The sequence below is a fragment of the Maccoyibacter intestinihominis genome, assembly GCF_040096355.1.
Classification (GTDB): Bacteria; Bacillota; Clostridia; order Lachnospirales; family Lachnospiraceae; genus Maccoyibacter; species Maccoyibacter intestinihominis.
Genome location: NZ_JBBMEX010000015.1, coordinates 33,031 through 47,934, shown reverse-complemented (window position 1 = coordinate 47,934; position 14,904 = coordinate 33,031). Strand labels below are relative to the sequence as shown.

Below are 14,904 nucleotides of genomic sequence, written 5' to 3'. Positions count from 1 at the left end.
TTATTTTTTAGATTTCCTCTACTTTGATTAAATGTCTAACATTCTGAATCATACCCTGGGTAGCTTTATTATTCGGAAATTCTTTAGACTGTCCAATCTTTCTCAATCCTAAAGCTTCTACCGTCTTTTTGTTTTTTGGAACGGCACCAATGGTTGATTTCACAAGTGTGATTTTTAATTTATCTGCCATTTTTTACACCCTCCTAACCGAGAATCTCTTCTACAGATTTTCCGCGAAGTCTTGCAACTTCTTCCGGGGATTTTAACTGACTTAAAGCATTGATCGTAGCAAGTACAACGTTCTGCTTGTTGTTAGATCCCAGTGATTTTGTACGGATGTTCTTGATTCCTGCTAACTCACATACGTTACGCGCAGGACCACCAGCGATTACACCGGTACCTTCCGGAGCCTTTTTCAGTAACACGGAAGCTCCTGTGTGCTTTCCGGTAATATCATGTGTAATACTGTTGTTCTCATCTAATTTTACAGTGATGAGTTTTTTCATTGCATCTTCTTTTCCTTTGCGGATTGCTTCAGGAATTTCAGCTGCTTTACCTAAACCGGCACCTACATGTCCATTGCCGTCACCGACAACAACTAAAGCTGTAAAACGGAAGTTACGTCCACCTTTAACAACTTTTGTTACACGTTTAATTGATACCACTTTTTCGGTTAACTCAAACTGACTAGCATCAATGATCTCACGTTTCATGTATCGTTTCCTCCTTAAAATTTCAATCCAGCTTCTCTAGCTGCGTCTGCTAAAGCCTGAACTTTTCCTGCATATATGAAACCGCCTCTATCAAAGATAACTGTCTCAATACCTTTATCCAATGCTTTCTTTGCAACTACTGTTCCAAGATATGCTGCTGCATCAACGTTATTGGTCTTTTCTAATTCAGCTTTTACATCTTTGTCAAGTGTGGAAGCTGCAACCAGAGTATTTCCAACTGTATCGTCAATAATTTGAGCATACATATGATTATTACTTCTGAATACAGCTAAACGAGGTCTCTCGGCTGTTCCAGAAAGGTGATTACGCATTCTTCTGTGTTTTTTCTCACGAACTAATGCTCTAGATTTTTTATTAACCATTTTCCGTCACTCCTTTAATTATTTCTTACCAGTCTTACCAACTTTACGTCTGATTACTTCATCAGCATACTTGATTCCTTTGCCCTTATATGGCTCAGGTCTTCTCTTGTCTCTGATTTCTGCCGCATATTGGCCAACTTTTTCTTTATCAATACCTGAGATGACAATCTTGTTACCATCTACTTTGGACTCTAAACCTTCCGGATCTTCCATTTCTACCGGATGGGAATATCCTAAATGCAATGTCAATACTTTGCCTGACTTCTGAGCTCTGTAACCTACTCCGTTTACCTCTAACTCTTTGGTATATCCGTCTGTTACACCGATTACCATGTTGTTGATCAGAGTTCTTGTCAGACCATGTAAGGATTTCATTTTCTTTAAATCATTTGGTCTGGTAACGATGATCTCGTCGCCTTCCTTTTTGATTTCCATTTCTGTAGGGAGTGTTCTCTCAAGAGTTCCCTTTGGACCTTTTACAGTCACATGATTATTTTCTGCAATATCAACAGTTACGCCTGCCGGTACTGCGATTGGCATTCTTCCTATACGTGACATGCCCGTACCTCCTAAAATTTTGTTTGAATCTGTCCTGATGAATGGACAGGTTGCTAATACTATATCTTTACTTTATGGCAGTTCCACTCTTCCGCTCGACTAACACGCTGTCTTCGCCTACGGCTCGCCACCGCTAAGTCTCGGGAAGGGCTTTCTCACTAACCTCATGCTGCGCCTTACGGCTTGCATTCGCTAAGTGTTCAATGCCTACCAAACAAATGCTAATACTTCGCCACCAACCTGAAGTTTTCTGGCTTCTTTGTCTGTGATAACACCCTGGTTTGTGGAAAGGATTGCAATTCCTAAGCCACCAAGTACTCTCGGGATCTCATCCTTGCCTGCGTATACACGAAGACCCGGTTTGGAAATTCTCTTAATACCAGTGATGATTTTTTCATTCTTGTCTGCACCATATTTTAATGTCATATGGATGTTCTTAAATGCACCATCATCTACGATTTCATATGAAGCAATATATCCCTCTTTTACAAGAATATCTGCAATCGCTAATTTCATTTTGGAAGATGGAACATCTACTGTATCATGTTTCGCAGTATTTGCATTACGGATTCTTGTAAGCATATCTGCAATTGGATCACTCATTGTCATGATTGTGTTTCCTCCTGTTATTCTGTTTAAGCTTCGATAACTGTGTTTCACAAGGATGCTCCGTTCGCTAACCTCGACTTTCGCCTTTGGCTCGGTCTCGCTAATCTCACGGAACGCCCTCGCACTAACCTCATGCTGCGCCTTACGGCTTGCATTCGCTAAGTGCTTTCGGGCTACCAGCTAGCTTTCTTTACTCCTGGGATCTGTCCTTTATATGCTAACTCACGGAAGCATACACGGCAGATACCATATTTTCTTAAATATGCATGTGGGCGACCACAGATTCTGCAACGATTGTATTCTCTGGTAGAGAATTTCTGCTTACGCTGCTGTTTTACTTTCATTGATTTCTTAGCCATTAAAATTCCCTCCTATTATTTTGCAAACGGCATATTAAACTGTGTTAATAATTCACGCGCCTCTTCGTCGGTCTTTGCAGTAGTAACAAAGATGATATCCATACCTCTTACTTTGTCTACCTTGTCATACTCGATCTCCGGGAAAATTAACTGCTCTTTAATACCAAGTGCGTAGTTACCTCTTCCGTCAAATGCGTTTGGATTTACTCCTCTGAAGTCACGTACACGTGGTAATGCTAAGTTGATCAAACGGTCAACGAACTCATACATTTTTTCGCCGCGTAAGGTTACCTTACATCCGATCGGCATTCCTTCTCTTAATTTGAAGTTAGCAATGGAGTTCTTGGCTCTTGTAGGAACCGCTTTCTGACCTGTGATAGTCTCCATGTCTTTCATGGCTGCATCTAAAATCTTTGCATTTTCTTTTGCCTCGCCAACACCCATGTTTACAACAACTTTGTCGAGCTTCGGCACTTCCATAATATTTTTATATCCGAATTTTTTCATCATAGCATCTACGATCTCATTCTGATATGTTTCTTTTAATCTACTCAAGATACTGGACCTCCTTCCTTCTATTAGTCGATTACATCACCTGTTGATTTTGCAAAACGTACTTTTTTGTCTCCGTCCATCTTGAAACCGATTCTGGTTGGTTTTCCGTTGTGAACGTACATTACGTTTGACGCATCAATCGGTCCTTCCTGATGTACAATACCGCCCTGCTGATTTGCCATACTTGGTTTTGTATGTTTTGTAACCATGTTGACACCTTCAACTAAAAGAGTATTGTTCTTTCTGTTTACGGCAATTACTTTGCCCTCTTTGTCTTTATCTTTTCCAGTGATCACTTTGACTGTATCACCTTTTTTAATTTTCATTGTTGCCATCAAAAGTACCTCCTACAATACTTCCGGAGCTAAAGAAACAATCTTCATAAACTGTTTCTCACGAAGCTCTCTCGCTACTGGTCCAAAAATACGGGTTCCTCTTGGAGTTTTGTCATCTTTGATAATAACAGCAGCATTCTCATCGAATTTAATATAAGAACCATCTTTACGACGGGCACCTTTTACTGTACGAACTACTACTGCCTTTACAACGTCACCTTTTTTTACAACGCCGCCTGGTGTTGCATCTTTAACAGTAGCGGTAATGATATCACCAATCTGTGCATATCTTCTTGTAGAACCGCCCATTACACGGATGCAGAGTAATTCTTTTGCACCGGTATTGTCAGCGACTTTCAGTCTACTTTCCTGTTGAATCATTCTAGCAGCCTCCTTCTAATTATTTCGCTCTTTCCATGATTTCCACAAGTCTCCATCTCTTATCTTTGGATAAAGGTCTTGTTTCCATTACTTTTACGGTATCACCAACATGACATTCGTTGTTCTCGTCATGGGCTTTTAATTTATAGGTTTTCTTTACGATCTTGTTGTAAAGAGGATGCTTTACGTTGTCTTTAATTGCCACAACGATGGTCTTATCCATCTTATCGGATACAACAATACCTGTACGTGTTTTTCTAAGATTTCTTTCTTCCACGATTTGTCTCCTTTCCCGATAATTCCTTAAGCTTCTTTTGCCTTCTGTGAGATAATCGTCTGAATTCTGGCGATGTTCTTACGAACCTCTTTGATTCTGCTTGTATTATCCAACTGATTTGTGGCATTCTGGAATCTTAAATTGAAAAGTTCTTTCTTTGCTTCAACTAACTGCTCATTTAACTGCTCAGCTGACTGAGTTTTTAATTCTTCTAAATATTTACTAGTTTTCATTTGATTCACCGCCTTCTAAGTCTGCACGTGAAACTACTTTACATTTGCAAGGTAATTTATGTGTAGCAAGACGTAATGCTTCACGAGCTGTTTCTTCTGGAACTCCAGCAATTTCAAACATTACACGACCTGGTTTAACTACTGCTACCCAGTACTCTAATGCACCTTTTCCTTTACCCATACGAGTTTCAAGAGGTTTATGAGTTACCGGCTTATCCGGGAAAATCTTAATCCATACTTTACCACCACGTTTTACATAACGTGTCATGGCAACACGGGCTGCCTCGATCTGGTTGGAACGAATCCAACATGGCTCCATTGCAACGATACCATATTCACCGTAAGTGATCTTGTTACCTCTGCTTGCTTTTCCTCTCATGGAACCACGGAACTGTTTACGATGTTTTACTCTTTTTGGCATTAACATTATTTCGTTCCTCCTTCCTTACCTTCTTTTGTCGGAAGTACTTCGCCTTTATAGATCCATACTTTTACACCAACTTTTCCGTATGTGGTGTCTGCTTCTGCGAATCCATAATCAATGTCTGCTCTTAATGTCTGAAGCGGAATAGTTCCTTCGCTGTAGAACTCTGTACGAGCCATATCAGCTCCGCCAAGACGACCTGAGCAGGATGTTTTGATTCCTAATGCTCCGGCTTTCATTGTTCTGCCCATGCAGGATTTCATTGCACGACGGAAGGAAACACGGTTCTCTAACTGTAATGCGATGTTCTCTGCTACTAACTGAGCATCTTTGTCCGGTCTTTTTACTTCTTTGATGTCTACTAATAATTTCTTGTCTGTGAATTTCTGTAATTCACCTTTTACTCTTTCGATCTCAGCTCCACCTTTTCCGATTACAACGCCCGGTTTTGCTGTATATACGATTACTTTTACGCGATCAGAAGCTCTTTCGATCTCAATCTTAGAGATTCCTGCTGCGTATAATTTTTTCTTAAGATATGTTCTGATCTTATAGTCTTCTACTAACAGATCAGCAAAATCAGCTTCCGCATACCATTTGGAGTCCCAGTCTTTGATAACTCCGACTCTTAAGCCATGAGGATTTACTTTCTGTCCCATGTTTGCCCTCCTTATCTTTCATCAAGCACGATTGTAATGTGGCTCATTCTCTTTTCGATTCTATAAGCTCTACCCTGTGCTCTTGGTCTGATTCTCTTCATTGTCGGTCCTTTATTTGCATAACATTCTGCAATGTAAAGGTTCTCTGCGCTCATTCCGTTGTTGTTCTCTGCGTTTGCGATTGCAGATTTTAATAACTTCTCGATGACGCTGGATGCGTATCTTGGATTATACATTAAAATACCAAGTGCTGTCTGTACGTCTTTGCCACGAATGGCATCTAATACGAAGCATGCTTTCTGAACAGATATTCTTGCATAAGATAACTTTGCAGAAGGTCTGGTATCTTTTACTGCATTTCTTTCTCTTTTTATCTGGGATCTATGTCCTTTTGCCATGGATGAAACCTCCTTTCAAATCTATCATTAACGAACTTTTGATTTCTTTTCGTCTTTTCCATGTCCTCTGTAAGTTCTGGTTGCTACGAACTCACCTAATTTGTGACCAACCATATCTTCTGTGATATATACAGGTACATGTTTTCTTCCATCATGGACTGCAATTGTATGTCCAACCATCTGTGGAAAGATTGTAGAACGACGGGACCATGTCTTGATGACACTCTTGTCTCCGGAAGCGTTCATAGCATCAATCTTCTTCAGTAAACTTGCGTCCGCAAATGGTCCTTTTTTTAATGAACGTGCCATAATAGCTATCCTCCTTATTTGATTGCTCTTCCGTCTCTTCTTCTTACGATAAGCTTGTTAGACTGTTTTTTCTTCTTTCTGGTCTTTAAGCCAAGTGCAGGTTTGCCCCAAGGTGTACATGGACCCGGACGTCCAACCGGTGCTTTACCTTCACCACCACCGTGTGGATGGTCATTCGGGTTCATAACAGAACCACGAACTGTTGGGCGGATACCCATGTGACGCTTACGTCCTGCTTTACCAATGTTAATAAGGTTATGGTCGCCATTTCCTACAACTCCAACAGTTGCACGGCAGTTGATCGGAACCATTCTCATCTCTCCGGATGGAAGACGAAGTGTTGCATATTTTCCTTCTTTTGCCATAAGCTGTGCACTCATACCTGCGGAACGTGCTAACTGACCGCCTTTTCCTGGAAGTAACTCGATGTTGTGTACCTGAGTACCTACCGGGATGTTTGCAAGTGGAAGGCAGTTACCTACTCTGATCTCTGCCTCTGCGCCGCTGACTACTGTCATTCCGTCTGTCAGTCCTTCCGGTGCAAGGATATATGATTTTTCGCCATCTGCGTAGCAGATTAATGCGATGTTTGCTGTTCTGTTTGGATCGTACTCGATTCCGACTACTTTTGCCGGGATTCCGTCTTTTTTATTACGTTTGAAATCTACGAGTCTGTATTTCTTTCTGTTTCCACCACCCTGGTGTCTTACAGTGATTTTACCCTGGTTGTTACGACCAGCATTCTTCTGTAAAGAAACAAGTAAGGACTTCTCCGGTGTCTTCTTTGTAATTTCAGAGAAATCGGAACCTGTCATATTTCTTCTGGAAGGTGTATATGGGTTATATGTCTTAATTCCCATTGTCTTTCTCCTTTCAATTGTTTATTATCGCACTTGTCTGTGCTTAGTTTCTAAGGAAGTTCTTCTTACAGTCCTGCGAAGATTTCGATATCTTTGCTGTCCTCTGTTAACTTCACGATTGCTTTTTTGGTCTTAGCAGTTTTTCCTACAACCATGCCGCGTCTTTTCTTCTTTCCATCCATGTTCATGGTGTTGACGCTTGCTACTTTTGTTCCCTCGAACATTCTCTCTACTGCTTCTTTGATCATGCTCTTGTTTGCTTCCGGATGAACTAAGAAAGTATATTTCTTTTCAGCCATTGCATTCATGCTTTTTTCTGTAATAACCGGTTTGAGGATTACATCATAGTACTGAATATTTGCCATTATGCGTACACCTCCTCGATTGTTGCCACAGCGTCTTTTGTTACAACGACTGTGTTGTATTTTAATACATCAAATACATTTAACTCGTTTGTCTGTGTTGTCTTAACTGTTGGGATGTTCTTTGCAGAAGCAATTACGTTTGCATCCATGTCATTTAAAACAACCAGTGCTTTTTCTGCATTCAGGTTATCTAACACACCTTTGAATGTCTTTGTTTTGATCTCATCCATCTTTAACTCATCTACAACGATGAATTTGTTCTCCTGAACTCTGGATGTCAGAACAGATTTTAATGCTGCTCTTTTCTCTTTCTTGTTTAATTTGAAAGAGTAGTCTCTTGGAACCGGTGCGAATACAACTCCGCCGCCTTTCCACTGTGGAGCTCTGATAGAACCCTGTCTTGCATGACCTGTTCCTTTCTGTCTCCATGGTTTTCTACCACCGCCGCGTACTTCGGAACGCGTTTTTGCTTTCTGTGTTCCCTGGCGGTTATTTGCAAGCTGCTGCAGGACTGCCATGTGTACTAAGTGTTCATTTACTTCTACACCGAATACAGCATCGTTTAAGTCCATACTTCCAACTTCTTTGCCTTCCATATTATAAACAGCTACTTTAGCCATCGTTAAGTTCCTCCTTTCCTAACCCGGCACTACTTTCCTGCCTTTACGGTCTCTTTGATTGTTACTAATGATTTCTTAGGTCCCGGTACGGCACCTTTTACTAAAAGCAGGTTGTTCTCTGCATCCACTTTTACTACTTCAAGATTCTGTACAGTTACTTTTACATGTCCCATCTGTCCTGGCATTCCTTTTCCTTTGAATACCTTACTTGGCGAAGAACAAGCACCGTTAGAACCCTGATGACGGTGGAATTTAGAACCGTGCGCCATAGGTCCTCTGTGCTGACCATGTCTCTTGATCGCACCCTGGAAACCTTTACCTTTTGAAATTGCAGTTGCGTCGATCTTGTCGCCTTCTGCAAAAATATCAGCTTTGATCTCGTCTGCTAAGTTGTAATCAGCAGCATTCTCAAATTTGAACTCTCTGACATATCTCTTTGCGGATACTCCAGCTTTGTCAAAATGACCTTTCTCTGCCTTTGTAACACCATGTCTGTTTCTGATTTCTTTCTTTCCGTTGGCATCTTTTGTAACAACTTTTTCTTTTTTGTCCATGTAGCCAACCTGTACTGCACTGTAACCATCATTCTCAACAGTTTTGATCTGTGTTACTACACATGGTCCAGCCTGTAATACAGTAACCGGAGTTAATACTCCATCTGCATTGAAGATTTGAGTCATTCCGACTTTAGTAGCTAAAATTGCTTTCTTCATTCTTTTACCTCCTGTTTTCTCTACAGCGGAACGCTTCTTACCCGGCTTTTGCGGGGGCAGCGGAACCGTTCATCCTAGAACAGTCGATATAAGTGGCTGCGTTTCTTGTTTCGCAAAACTTCTATATCTAACCCTTCAGGATTGTTACCTTAATTATTTGTTTTTCATTTTGATGTCGATGTAGACACCTGCCGGCATTTCTAATCTGGATAATGCATCTACCGTCTTCTGGGTCGGTGTGATGATATCGATCAGTCTCTTATGAGTTCTCTGCTCGAACTGCTCTCTGGAATCTTTGTATTTGTGAACAGCTCTTAAGATTGTAACTACTTCCTTCTTAGTTGGAAGTGGTACCGGTCCGCTCACCTGTGATCCATTCTTCTTTACAGTCTCGATGATTTTTTTTGCTGATGCATCCACTAATTCGTGGTCATACGCTTTTAATGTGATTCTCATTACTTGACTTGCCATAAAAAAAGTCGCCTCCTTTTCGCACTTATATCAGTACGACAAGCGGTGACTGTACACTCTTCCGTGTGTGTCCTAAAGGTTCTCACACGTTGTTTCTGCATTTCTTTGCAGACGATTGTATGGTACAGTGACTTGTCGCCAGTTTCCTAACTTGACATTCGCTCCACGGAAAACCTGCTATGTAAAGCAGCAACCTCACGCTTCTACGCTATCAATGTCACAGCAAGATTTAGTATACAGGACATTTCCATAATGTGCAAGACGTTTTTTGAAAATATTGTATTTTTTTTCGTACAATCTTCAAAAAACGTCTTTTTCTTTCCTTATTTTTTATTTGATACGTTTTTTCATCCATCCTAACAGGTCTGCATATACCTGTTCTCTGTCGGTCTCATTCAGTATCTCATGTCTGTCATTTTTGTAAAGTTTGCAGGACACATCTTTCATGCCTGCCTGAAGGAACTTCTGATATACTTTCTTTACTCCTTCGCCCAGATCTCCGACCGGATCATCTTCACCGGATACGATAAATACCGGAAGTTCTTTTGGTATCTTATCGATGTTCTTTTTCTGGTTATCAAAATATACTGCTTCAAAAAGTCCCATATATGCATTTAATGAGAATTTAAAGGTACATTTCGGATTGGAATAGTATGCCTTTACGATGTCGGTATCTTTCGTCAGCCAGCTCTTCGGTGCATTTTTTCCGGTTACGTCATATTTTTTATATGGCCCTAAGAATGTCAGGCTCTCTAAAAACGGACTGTAGTATCTCCAGCCATGGAATTTTGCCATTACTTTCGTAAGTGTCATCGCCAGCTTTGTTGTCGCATCTCCGATGCATCCGGTTCCCATGACAATCGCTCCGTCTAAACCTTTTCTGTATTTTGCAAGATATTTTCGCAGCATATAGGAGCCCATGCTGTGTCCTAACATAAAATATGGTTTTCCCGGATTTTCCTTTTGGATCGTGGTACGCAGTGTATGCATATCTTTTACCAGGATATCGGAAGGATGTCCCTCTGCCATATATCCCCAGTCTTTTTTAGAACTTACGGATTCGCCATGTCCTAAGTGATCATGTGCCACCACCATAAAACCATTCTCTGTCATAAACTCTGCAAATGGCATATAACGCTCTTTGTATTCTACCATTCCATGCGTTATCTGAAGAACCGCTTTATATTCTCCATTATCCGGCAGCCAGCGAACTGCATCGATCATTGTCTTTTTATCTGCTGATTTATACTTAAAAGCTTCGCTCTTCATCTCCGTCACTCCTTATTATTTCTTCTTACAATAATTTTATTGCAACTTGCAATTATATTTTCTGTTCTTTATTCTAACGCAGAATCCTAAAAATTGCAATAAAAAAGTGTACATTTCTTTACTCCCTGTACACTTTTTGACACTCATCCTATTTTTTTGTCTCGCCTACAGGAATCAGTTTCCCCTCCGTACTGCTCTTTTCCTGTAACCATAATGCCTCTTCAAATCCCTGCGCAAGCTCCCATAATATCTCTTCCGGCACCTTCTCCATGCGCACAAATAATTTTGAGAATGAATTCTCATAAATCCATTTAGAATATGAGCTGTACTGCTCTTTTCCAAAATCCGTAACACGGATCACTATGTTCTTGCGATTGCCTTCTACATAGTACTTCTCTAATAAATTCTTTCCGGAGAGCTTGTTTACGATTCGCGTAAAATTACTTGGAGTAATTCCCAGACGACTTGCGATCATTGACATATTCTGATTTAACTGCTCGTTTTCTAAAAGATATTCTAATACCTGCACCTGCTCAAAGGAAATCGGTATATCCGTTCCATACAGTGCCTCTTTTTTATAAACCGCTGCATATGTATTCGCATATCTTATAAACTTTTCTACAAAAGCACGGTTTTTTCCCATCCATTCCAGATACATCGGCATTTACCTCTCACTTTATATTTCACGTTTCTACTTTTTATCCTAATTTTTATTATAACAAATCAAATTTGTCTGCTCAAGTGCTTTTTCTATTTTACTTTTATATCATATGTGTGTAAAATAGGTACTGGACTATTTTGATTGTAAGACGCTCATGTCTTACACGATGATGATAGATTATATTATATAGGAAGGAACTCATTATGTGGATTGCTGATAATTGGAAAGAATATGAAGTTATTGACTGCTCCAATGGAGAAAAACTCGAACGGTGGGGAGATTACATTCTGGTTCGTCCGGACCCTCAGGTCATCTGGGATACCCCGAAAAACAGAAAAGAATGGCGGCAAAAAAATGGTCATTATCACCGCAGCAAAAAAGGCGGTGGGGAATGGGAGTTCTTTGACCTTCCTCAACAATGGGATTTACATTACAAAGACCTGACCTTTCATTTGAAGCCATTCAGCTTTAAACATACGGGTCTGTTCCCGGAACAGGCTGTAAACTGGGATTGGTTCTCTGAGAAAATCAAACATGCCAATCGTCCTGTGAAGGTTTTAAATCTCTTTGCTTATACAGGTGGTGCTACATTAGCTGCTGCGGCTGCCGGTGCAAGTGTGACTCATGTAGATGCTTCAAAAGGCATGGTTACATGGGCAAAAGAAAATGCTGTTGCCAGTGGTCTGAAAGATGCACCGATCCGCTGGCTTGTCGATGACTGCGTCAAATTCGTAGAACGTGAGATCCGACGCGGTAATCATTATGATGCCATTATTATGGATCCTCCATCTTACGGAAGAGGTCCGAAAGGCGAAATCTGGAAGATTGAAGAAGCCATTCATCCTCTGGTAAAGCTTTGTACACAGATCCTTTCTGACGATCCGCTTTTCTTCCTGATCAATTCCTATACCACAGGACTGCAGCCTGCCGTGCTTGCGTATCTCCTTGGCACGGAAATGAAAAGATTCCATGGAAAAGTTATGGCAGAGGAAATCGGTCTCCCGGTATCTTCTAATGGTCTTGTATTGCCGTGTGGTGCGAGTGGACGTTGGGAATCCCTATAAGGATTTCCTTCCGAAACTTTCGGATATCTCTTTGTTCTTTCCATAAAAGTCCTCCTTTTCTGTACGGCAGAATTTTATGAAAATATTGGTTCATGCATCTTTTATATGTCTCAAAAAATCCTGCTCTTGTTCACTTGAATAAAAGCATGAATTTTCTGAAATGATAAAAGAAATCGTGAAATGGCAATGCCATGAGAAAAAGAAAATATGCTTTGTAGACATGCTAACATAGGGGGACGCAAAGTCAATGTACAAAATACCTAAAAAAATGTCTCCCAAACTTTGAAAAGTCTGGGAGACGGCAAATTCACACTATTTTACTTGTAAAAAATTTTGAGTAAAAATTAACTTTTTATTTTCCTAAAGCGTCTTTGCACGCTCTGCAATATTCCTCTGGAAATCTATGACATCATGGTCATATTCCTGATCCATCAGCGGGGATGTGATCATAAAATCGGCTGTTGCCCGGTTATTGGCGATCGGGATATCGTATACCTGTGCCACACGGAGCAATGCTTTTACATCCGGGTCATGCGGTGCCGCGGTAAGTGGGTCCGAAAAGAATACTACAAAATCAATTCTTCCCTCTACGATCTTTGCACCAATCTGCTGGTCACCGCCAAGAGGACCGCTATTGTAGCCCTTTACCGGAAGTCCGGTTCTATCTGTAATCATGCGGGCAGTTGTCCCTGTTCCGCATAAAAAGTGTTTACTTAAAAGTTTTTTGTGCTCATCACACCAACTGATCAGCTCTTCTTTTTTCGCATCATGTGCGATCAATGCAATGTTTTTCTGTTTTCCAATTGTTAACGTCAATAGGTTCCTGCTCATAATAAACCTCCTTTTTTCTCTTCTCTCTTCTTCTCTCACAGGTTTATTATAACACGGAAAATCAAAAAGTATATCCTTTCTTTACCATTTTACAATAATTTTACTTTTCGATATTGCGGATGAGATTTACCATTTCGATGGCACCTAAAGCACAGTCATAACCTTTGTTTCCTGCTTTTGTTCCGGCACGTTCGATTGCCTGCTCGATATTTTCTGTTGTGATCACGCCGAACATGACCGGGATATCGGAATTTAAGGACACGTTTGCAATTCCTTTCGATACTTCGCTGCATACATAATCGTAGTGTGTTGTTGAACCACGGATAACTGCTCCTAACGCAATGACTGCATCGTATTTTCCACTCTTCGCCATCTTTGACGCGATCAGCGGGATTTCAAATGCTCCCGGCACCCACGCAAGGTCGATGTCCTCTTCTTTTACATCATGTCTGACAAGTGCATCCTGTGCTCCTGCCACTAATTTACTTACGATGAATTCGTTGAATCTGGCTGCTACGATTCCTACTTTCATTCCCTCTGATACTACTTTTCCTTCAAATACGTTCATAATAAAATCTCCTTTTTATTTTTATGTTTTTTGCTAATGTACTGTCCTTACTTTTTTAATAGTTAGAATGTGTGACATTCTATTTCTCCTGATAATCCAGGATATGTCCCATCTTGTTTTTCTTGGTGATCAGATAAAATTTGTCATACGGTGTCAATGCGATCTGAATCGGCACCCGCTCCTTGATCTCCAGTCCAAAATCTTCCAGTCCTTCGATTTTTAACGGATTGTTGGTTAACAATCTTAAGGATTTCGCTCCTAAATCCCGTAAGATCTGTGCGCCTATGTAGTATTCTCTCTCATCATCATCAAAACCGAGCGCCAGATTTGCCTCTACGGTGTCCATTCCTTTTTCCTGAAGTTCATAGGCTTTTAATTTATTGATCAGTCCGATACCTCGTCCTTCCTGACGAAGATAGAGTAAAATTCCCCGTCCTTCTCTCTCGATTGCTTCCATGGCTTTTGCAAACTGCTCTCCGCAGTCACAGCGCTCGGAGCCAAATACATCTCCGGTCAGACATTCCGAATGCACACGACACAGCACATCTTTTCCATCTCCGATATCGCCTTTGACCAGTGCCACATGATGTTCCCCGTTTAATTTGTTGATGTATCCGTATGCGCGGAAGTTTCCATATTTGGTTGGCATTTTAACTGCTGCCACCTGCTCTACCAGTTTGTCGTGAACTTTCCGGTATTCCTGCAAAGCACGGATGGTAATAAATTTCAGATTATATTTTTGTGCCATCTCCTTTAATTCCGGCGTTCTCATCATCGTTCCATCGTCACGCATGATCTCGCAGCAAAGTCCGCACTCCTTTAATCCTGCTAACTTCATTAAGTCCACCGTTGCCTCTGTGTGGCCGTTTCTTTCTAAGACTCCGTTTGGTTTTGCCAATAATGGAAACATATGTCCCGGTCTGCGGAAGTCCTCCGGCTTCGCATCCTCATCCACACATTTCATTGCTGTGATCGAACGCTCCGCTGCTGAAATTCCGGTGGTGGTATCGACATGGTCAATGGATACGGTAAACGCCGTCTCATGGTTATCGGTGTTGTTGCTGACCATCTGCGGTATCTGCAATTTTTTTATAATTTCTTCTCCCATCGGCATACAGATCAGACCTTTGGCATGCGTTGCCATAAAATTGACGTTTTCCGTTGTGGCAAACTCTGCCGCACAGATTAAATCGCCCTCATTTTCGCGGTCTTCATCATCTGTTACCAGAATCAGCTTTCCTTTCTTTAAGTCCTCCAGTGCTTCTTCTACTGTGTTAAATTGAAACATA

General features: G+C 40.9%; 26 protein-coding genes. 1 reads left to right on the top strand and 25 read right to left on the bottom strand.

The genetic code is table 11. The features are described 5' to 3' along the window. Positions 1-7: 7 nt before the first annotated feature. The 22 genes from rpmD to WMO43_RS12635 form a co-directional block, all read right to left on the bottom strand. The gene (gene rpmD / locus WMO43_RS12740) at positions 8-190 is read right to left on the bottom strand and encodes a 50S ribosomal protein L30 (RefSeq protein ID WP_177963669.1); all 183 of its coding nucleotides are present in this window, start codon (positions 188-190) and stop codon (positions 8-10) included. Positions 191-203: 13 nt separating this feature from the next. Then, positions 204-713, bottom strand: coding sequence for a 30S ribosomal protein S5 (rpsE, locus tag WMO43_RS12735; RefSeq protein ID WP_177963670.1), 510 nt, complete (start codon positions 711-713; stop codon positions 204-206). A gap of 14 nt (positions 714-727) precedes the next feature. Next, on the bottom strand, positions 728-1,096 hold the full coding sequence (rplR, locus tag WMO43_RS12730) for a 50S ribosomal protein L18 (RefSeq protein WP_177963671.1): 369 nt from the start codon (positions 1,094-1,096) through the stop codon (positions 728-730). Positions 1,097-1,114: 18 nt separating this feature from the next. Beyond that, positions 1,115-1,654, bottom strand: coding sequence for a 50S ribosomal protein L6 (gene rplF, locus WMO43_RS12725; protein WP_177963672.1), 540 nt, complete (start codon positions 1,652-1,654; stop codon positions 1,115-1,117). 207 nt (positions 1,655-1,861) lie between these two features. Then, on the bottom strand, positions 1,862-2,263 hold the full coding sequence (gene rpsH, locus WMO43_RS12720) for a 30S ribosomal protein S8 (RefSeq protein ID WP_177963673.1): 402 nt from the start codon (positions 2,261-2,263) through the stop codon (positions 1,862-1,864). A gap of 173 nt (positions 2,264-2,436) precedes the next feature. Next, a complete protein-coding gene (locus tag WMO43_RS12715) occupies positions 2,437-2,622 on the bottom strand; it encodes a type Z 30S ribosomal protein S14 (protein ID WP_177963674.1) in 186 nt (61 codons plus the stop codon). A gap of 15 nt (positions 2,623-2,637) precedes the next feature. Beyond that, positions 2,638-3,177, bottom strand: a complete 540-nt coding sequence (rplE, locus tag WMO43_RS12710; protein WP_177963675.1) for a 50S ribosomal protein L5 — start codon at positions 3,175-3,177, stop codon at positions 2,638-2,640. Positions 3,178-3,200: 23 nt separating this feature from the next. Further along, complete coding sequence (rplX, locus tag WMO43_RS12705) at positions 3,201-3,512, bottom strand: 50S ribosomal protein L24 (RefSeq protein WP_177963676.1); 312 nt, start codon at positions 3,510-3,512, stop codon at positions 3,201-3,203. Between the two features lie 12 nt (positions 3,513-3,524). Next, positions 3,525-3,893, bottom strand: coding sequence for a 50S ribosomal protein L14 (gene rplN / locus WMO43_RS12700; protein ID WP_177963677.1), 369 nt, complete (start codon positions 3,891-3,893; stop codon positions 3,525-3,527). 19 nt (positions 3,894-3,912) lie between these two features. After that, on the bottom strand, positions 3,913-4,170 hold the full coding sequence (gene rpsQ, locus WMO43_RS12695) for a 30S ribosomal protein S17 (RefSeq protein WP_177963678.1): 258 nt from the start codon (positions 4,168-4,170) through the stop codon (positions 3,913-3,915). Between the two features lie 26 nt (positions 4,171-4,196). Beyond that, a complete protein-coding gene (gene rpmC / locus WMO43_RS12690) occupies positions 4,197-4,403 on the bottom strand; it encodes a 50S ribosomal protein L29 (protein ID WP_177963679.1) in 207 nt (68 codons plus the stop codon). Next, complete coding sequence (gene rplP, locus WMO43_RS12685; protein ID WP_177963680.1) at positions 4,393-4,830, bottom strand: 50S ribosomal protein L16; 438 nt, start codon at positions 4,828-4,830, stop codon at positions 4,393-4,395. Before rplP ends, rpmC begins: the two co-directional genes overlap by 11 nt. Continuing rightward, on the bottom strand, positions 4,830-5,486 hold the full coding sequence (gene rpsC, locus WMO43_RS12680; protein WP_353531448.1) for a 30S ribosomal protein S3: 657 nt from the start codon (positions 5,484-5,486) through the stop codon (positions 4,830-4,832). The genes rplP and rpsC overlap by 1 nt, the downstream gene beginning before the upstream one ends. An 11-nt stretch (positions 5,487-5,497) precedes the next feature. After that, positions 5,498-5,884 carry a 50S ribosomal protein L22 gene (gene rplV, locus WMO43_RS12675; protein WP_177963682.1) on the bottom strand — a complete coding sequence of 129 codons (387 nt, stop codon included), beginning with the start codon at positions 5,882-5,884 and terminating at the stop codon, positions 5,498-5,500. Positions 5,885-5,911: 27 nt separating this feature from the next. Beyond that, entirely contained in the window at positions 5,912-6,193 is a 282-nt protein-coding gene (rpsS, locus tag WMO43_RS12670; protein WP_177963683.1) for a 30S ribosomal protein S19, read from the bottom strand. A 14-nt stretch (positions 6,194-6,207) separates the two neighbouring features. Next, positions 6,208-7,053: a 50S ribosomal protein L2 gene (gene rplB / locus WMO43_RS12665; RefSeq protein ID WP_177963684.1), complete on the bottom strand. Its 846-nt coding sequence runs from the start codon at positions 7,051-7,053 to the stop codon at positions 6,208-6,210. A gap of 65 nt (positions 7,054-7,118) precedes the next feature. After that, entirely contained in the window at positions 7,119-7,418 is a 300-nt protein-coding gene (gene rplW / locus WMO43_RS12660) for a 50S ribosomal protein L23 (RefSeq protein WP_177963685.1), read from the bottom strand. Then, the gene (rplD, locus tag WMO43_RS12655; protein ID WP_177963686.1) at positions 7,418-8,038 is read right to left on the bottom strand and encodes a 50S ribosomal protein L4; all 621 of its coding nucleotides are present in this window, start codon (positions 8,036-8,038) and stop codon (positions 7,418-7,420) included. The genes rplW and rplD overlap by 1 nt, the downstream gene beginning before the upstream one ends. Positions 8,039-8,067: 29 nt before the next feature. After that, the gene (gene rplC / locus WMO43_RS12650) at positions 8,068-8,751 is read right to left on the bottom strand and encodes a 50S ribosomal protein L3 (RefSeq protein ID WP_353531447.1); all 684 of its coding nucleotides are present in this window, start codon (positions 8,749-8,751) and stop codon (positions 8,068-8,070) included. A gap of 153 nt (positions 8,752-8,904) precedes the next feature. After that, entirely contained in the window at positions 8,905-9,222 is a 318-nt protein-coding gene (gene rpsJ / locus WMO43_RS12645) for a 30S ribosomal protein S10 (protein WP_172508233.1), read from the bottom strand. Positions 9,223-9,552: 330 nt separating this feature from the next. Then, entirely contained in the window at positions 9,553-10,491 is a 939-nt protein-coding gene (locus WMO43_RS12640) for an alpha/beta fold hydrolase (RefSeq protein WP_353531446.1), read from the bottom strand. A gap of 148 nt (positions 10,492-10,639) precedes the next feature. Then, positions 10,640-11,149: a MarR family transcriptional regulator gene (locus WMO43_RS12635; RefSeq protein WP_353531445.1), complete on the bottom strand. Its 510-nt coding sequence runs from the start codon at positions 11,147-11,149 to the stop codon at positions 10,640-10,642. A gap of 206 nt (positions 11,150-11,355) precedes the next feature. Here WMO43_RS12635 and WMO43_RS12630 point away from each other — a divergent pair, with 206 nt between their 5' ends. After that, positions 11,356-12,216 carry a class I SAM-dependent methyltransferase gene (locus WMO43_RS12630; protein ID WP_353531444.1) on the top strand — a complete coding sequence of 287 codons (861 nt, stop codon included), beginning with the start codon at positions 11,356-11,358 and terminating at the stop codon, positions 12,214-12,216. Between the two features lie 360 nt (positions 12,217-12,576). Here WMO43_RS12630 and WMO43_RS12625 read toward each other — a convergent pair whose 3' ends face one another. From WMO43_RS12625 to WMO43_RS12615, 3 genes are all read right to left on the bottom strand, one after another. Continuing rightward, positions 12,577-13,047, bottom strand: coding sequence for a methylglyoxal synthase (locus WMO43_RS12625; RefSeq protein WP_353531443.1), 471 nt, complete (start codon positions 13,045-13,047; stop codon positions 12,577-12,579). A 100-nt stretch (positions 13,048-13,147) separates the two neighbouring features. Continuing rightward, positions 13,148-13,615, bottom strand: coding sequence for a 6,7-dimethyl-8-ribityllumazine synthase (gene ribH, locus WMO43_RS12620; RefSeq protein WP_177963083.1), 468 nt, complete (start codon positions 13,613-13,615; stop codon positions 13,148-13,150). A 79-nt stretch (positions 13,616-13,694) separates the two neighbouring features. Then, a complete protein-coding gene (locus WMO43_RS12615) occupies positions 13,695-14,903 on the bottom strand; it encodes a bifunctional 3,4-dihydroxy-2-butanone-4-phosphate synthase/GTP cyclohydrolase II (RefSeq protein ID WP_177963082.1) in 1,209 nt (402 codons plus the stop codon). Between the last annotated feature and the right edge of the window lies 1 nt (position 14,904).

Excerpts from the sequence above, each read along its gene's own strand:
- rpmD (WP_177963669.1), bottom strand. The coding sequence starts at position 190 with ATGGCAGATAAATTAAAAATCACACTTGTGAAATCAACCATTGGTGCC.
- rpsE (WP_177963670.1), bottom strand. The coding sequence starts at position 713 with ATGAAACGTGAGATCATTGATGCTAGTCAGTTTGAGTTAACCGAAAAA.
- rplR (WP_177963671.1), bottom strand. The coding sequence starts at position 1,096 with ATGGTTAATAAAAAATCTAGAGCATTAGTTCGTGAGAAAAAACACAGA.
- rplF (WP_177963672.1), bottom strand. The coding sequence starts at position 1,654 with ATGTCACGTATAGGAAGAATGCCAATCGCAGTACCGGCAGGCGTAACT.
- rpsH (WP_177963673.1), bottom strand. The coding sequence starts at position 2,263 with ATGACAATGAGTGATCCAATTGCAGATATGCTTACAAGAATCCGTAAT.
- WMO43_RS12715 (WP_177963674.1), bottom strand. The coding sequence starts at position 2,622 with ATGGCTAAGAAATCAATGAAAGTAAAACAGCAGCGTAAGCAGAAATTC.
- rplX (WP_177963676.1), bottom strand. The coding sequence starts at position 3,512 with ATGGCAACAATGAAAATTAAAAAAGGTGATACAGTCAAAGTGATCACT.
- rplN (WP_177963677.1), bottom strand. The coding sequence starts at position 3,893 with ATGATTCAACAGGAAAGTAGACTGAAAGTCGCTGACAATACCGGTGCA.
- rpmC (WP_177963679.1), bottom strand. The coding sequence starts at position 4,403 with ATGAAAACTAGTAAATATTTAGAAGAATTAAAAACTCAGTCAGCTGAG.
- rplP (WP_177963680.1), bottom strand. The coding sequence starts at position 4,830 with ATGTTAATGCCAAAAAGAGTAAAACATCGTAAACAGTTCCGTGGTTCC.
- rpsC (WP_353531448.1), bottom strand. The coding sequence starts at position 5,486 with ATGGGACAGAAAGTAAATCCTCATGGCTTAAGAGTCGGAGTTATCAAA.
- rplV (WP_177963682.1), bottom strand. The coding sequence starts at position 5,884 with ATGGCAAAAGGACATAGATCCCAGATAAAAAGAGAAAGAAATGCAGTA.
- rpsS (WP_177963683.1), bottom strand. The coding sequence starts at position 6,193 with ATGGCACGTTCATTAAAAAAAGGACCATTTGCGGACGCAAGTTTACTG.
- rplB (WP_177963684.1), bottom strand. The coding sequence starts at position 7,053 with ATGGGAATTAAGACATATAACCCATATACACCTTCCAGAAGAAATATG.
- rplW (WP_177963685.1), bottom strand. The coding sequence starts at position 7,418 with ATGGCAAATATTCAGTACTATGATGTAATCCTCAAACCGGTTATTACA.
- rplD (WP_177963686.1), bottom strand. The coding sequence starts at position 8,038 with ATGGCTAAAGTAGCTGTTTATAATATGGAAGGCAAAGAAGTTGGAAGT.
- rplC (WP_353531447.1), bottom strand. The coding sequence starts at position 8,751 with ATGAAGAAAGCAATTTTAGCTACTAAAGTCGGAATGACTCAAATCTTC.
- rpsJ (WP_172508233.1), bottom strand. The coding sequence starts at position 9,222 with ATGGCAAGTCAAGTAATGAGAATCACATTAAAAGCGTATGACCACGAA.
- WMO43_RS12640 (WP_353531446.1), bottom strand. The coding sequence starts at position 10,491 with ATGAAGAGCGAAGCTTTTAAGTATAAATCAGCAGATAAAAAGACAATG.
- WMO43_RS12635 (WP_353531445.1), bottom strand. The coding sequence starts at position 11,149 with ATGTATCTGGAATGGATGGGAAAAAACCGTGCTTTTGTAGAAAAGTTT.
- WMO43_RS12630 (WP_353531444.1), top strand. The coding sequence starts at position 11,356 with ATGTGGATTGCTGATAATTGGAAAGAATATGAAGTTATTGACTGCTCC.
- WMO43_RS12625 (WP_353531443.1), bottom strand. The coding sequence starts at position 13,047 with ATGAGCAGGAACCTATTGACGTTAACAATTGGAAAACAGAAAAACATT.
- ribH (WP_177963083.1), bottom strand. The coding sequence starts at position 13,615 with ATGAACGTATTTGAAGGAAAAGTAGTATCAGAGGGAATGAAAGTAGGA.
- WMO43_RS12615 (WP_177963082.1), bottom strand. The coding sequence starts at position 14,903 with ATGTTTCAATTTAACACAGTAGAAGAAGCACTGGAGGACTTAAAGAAA.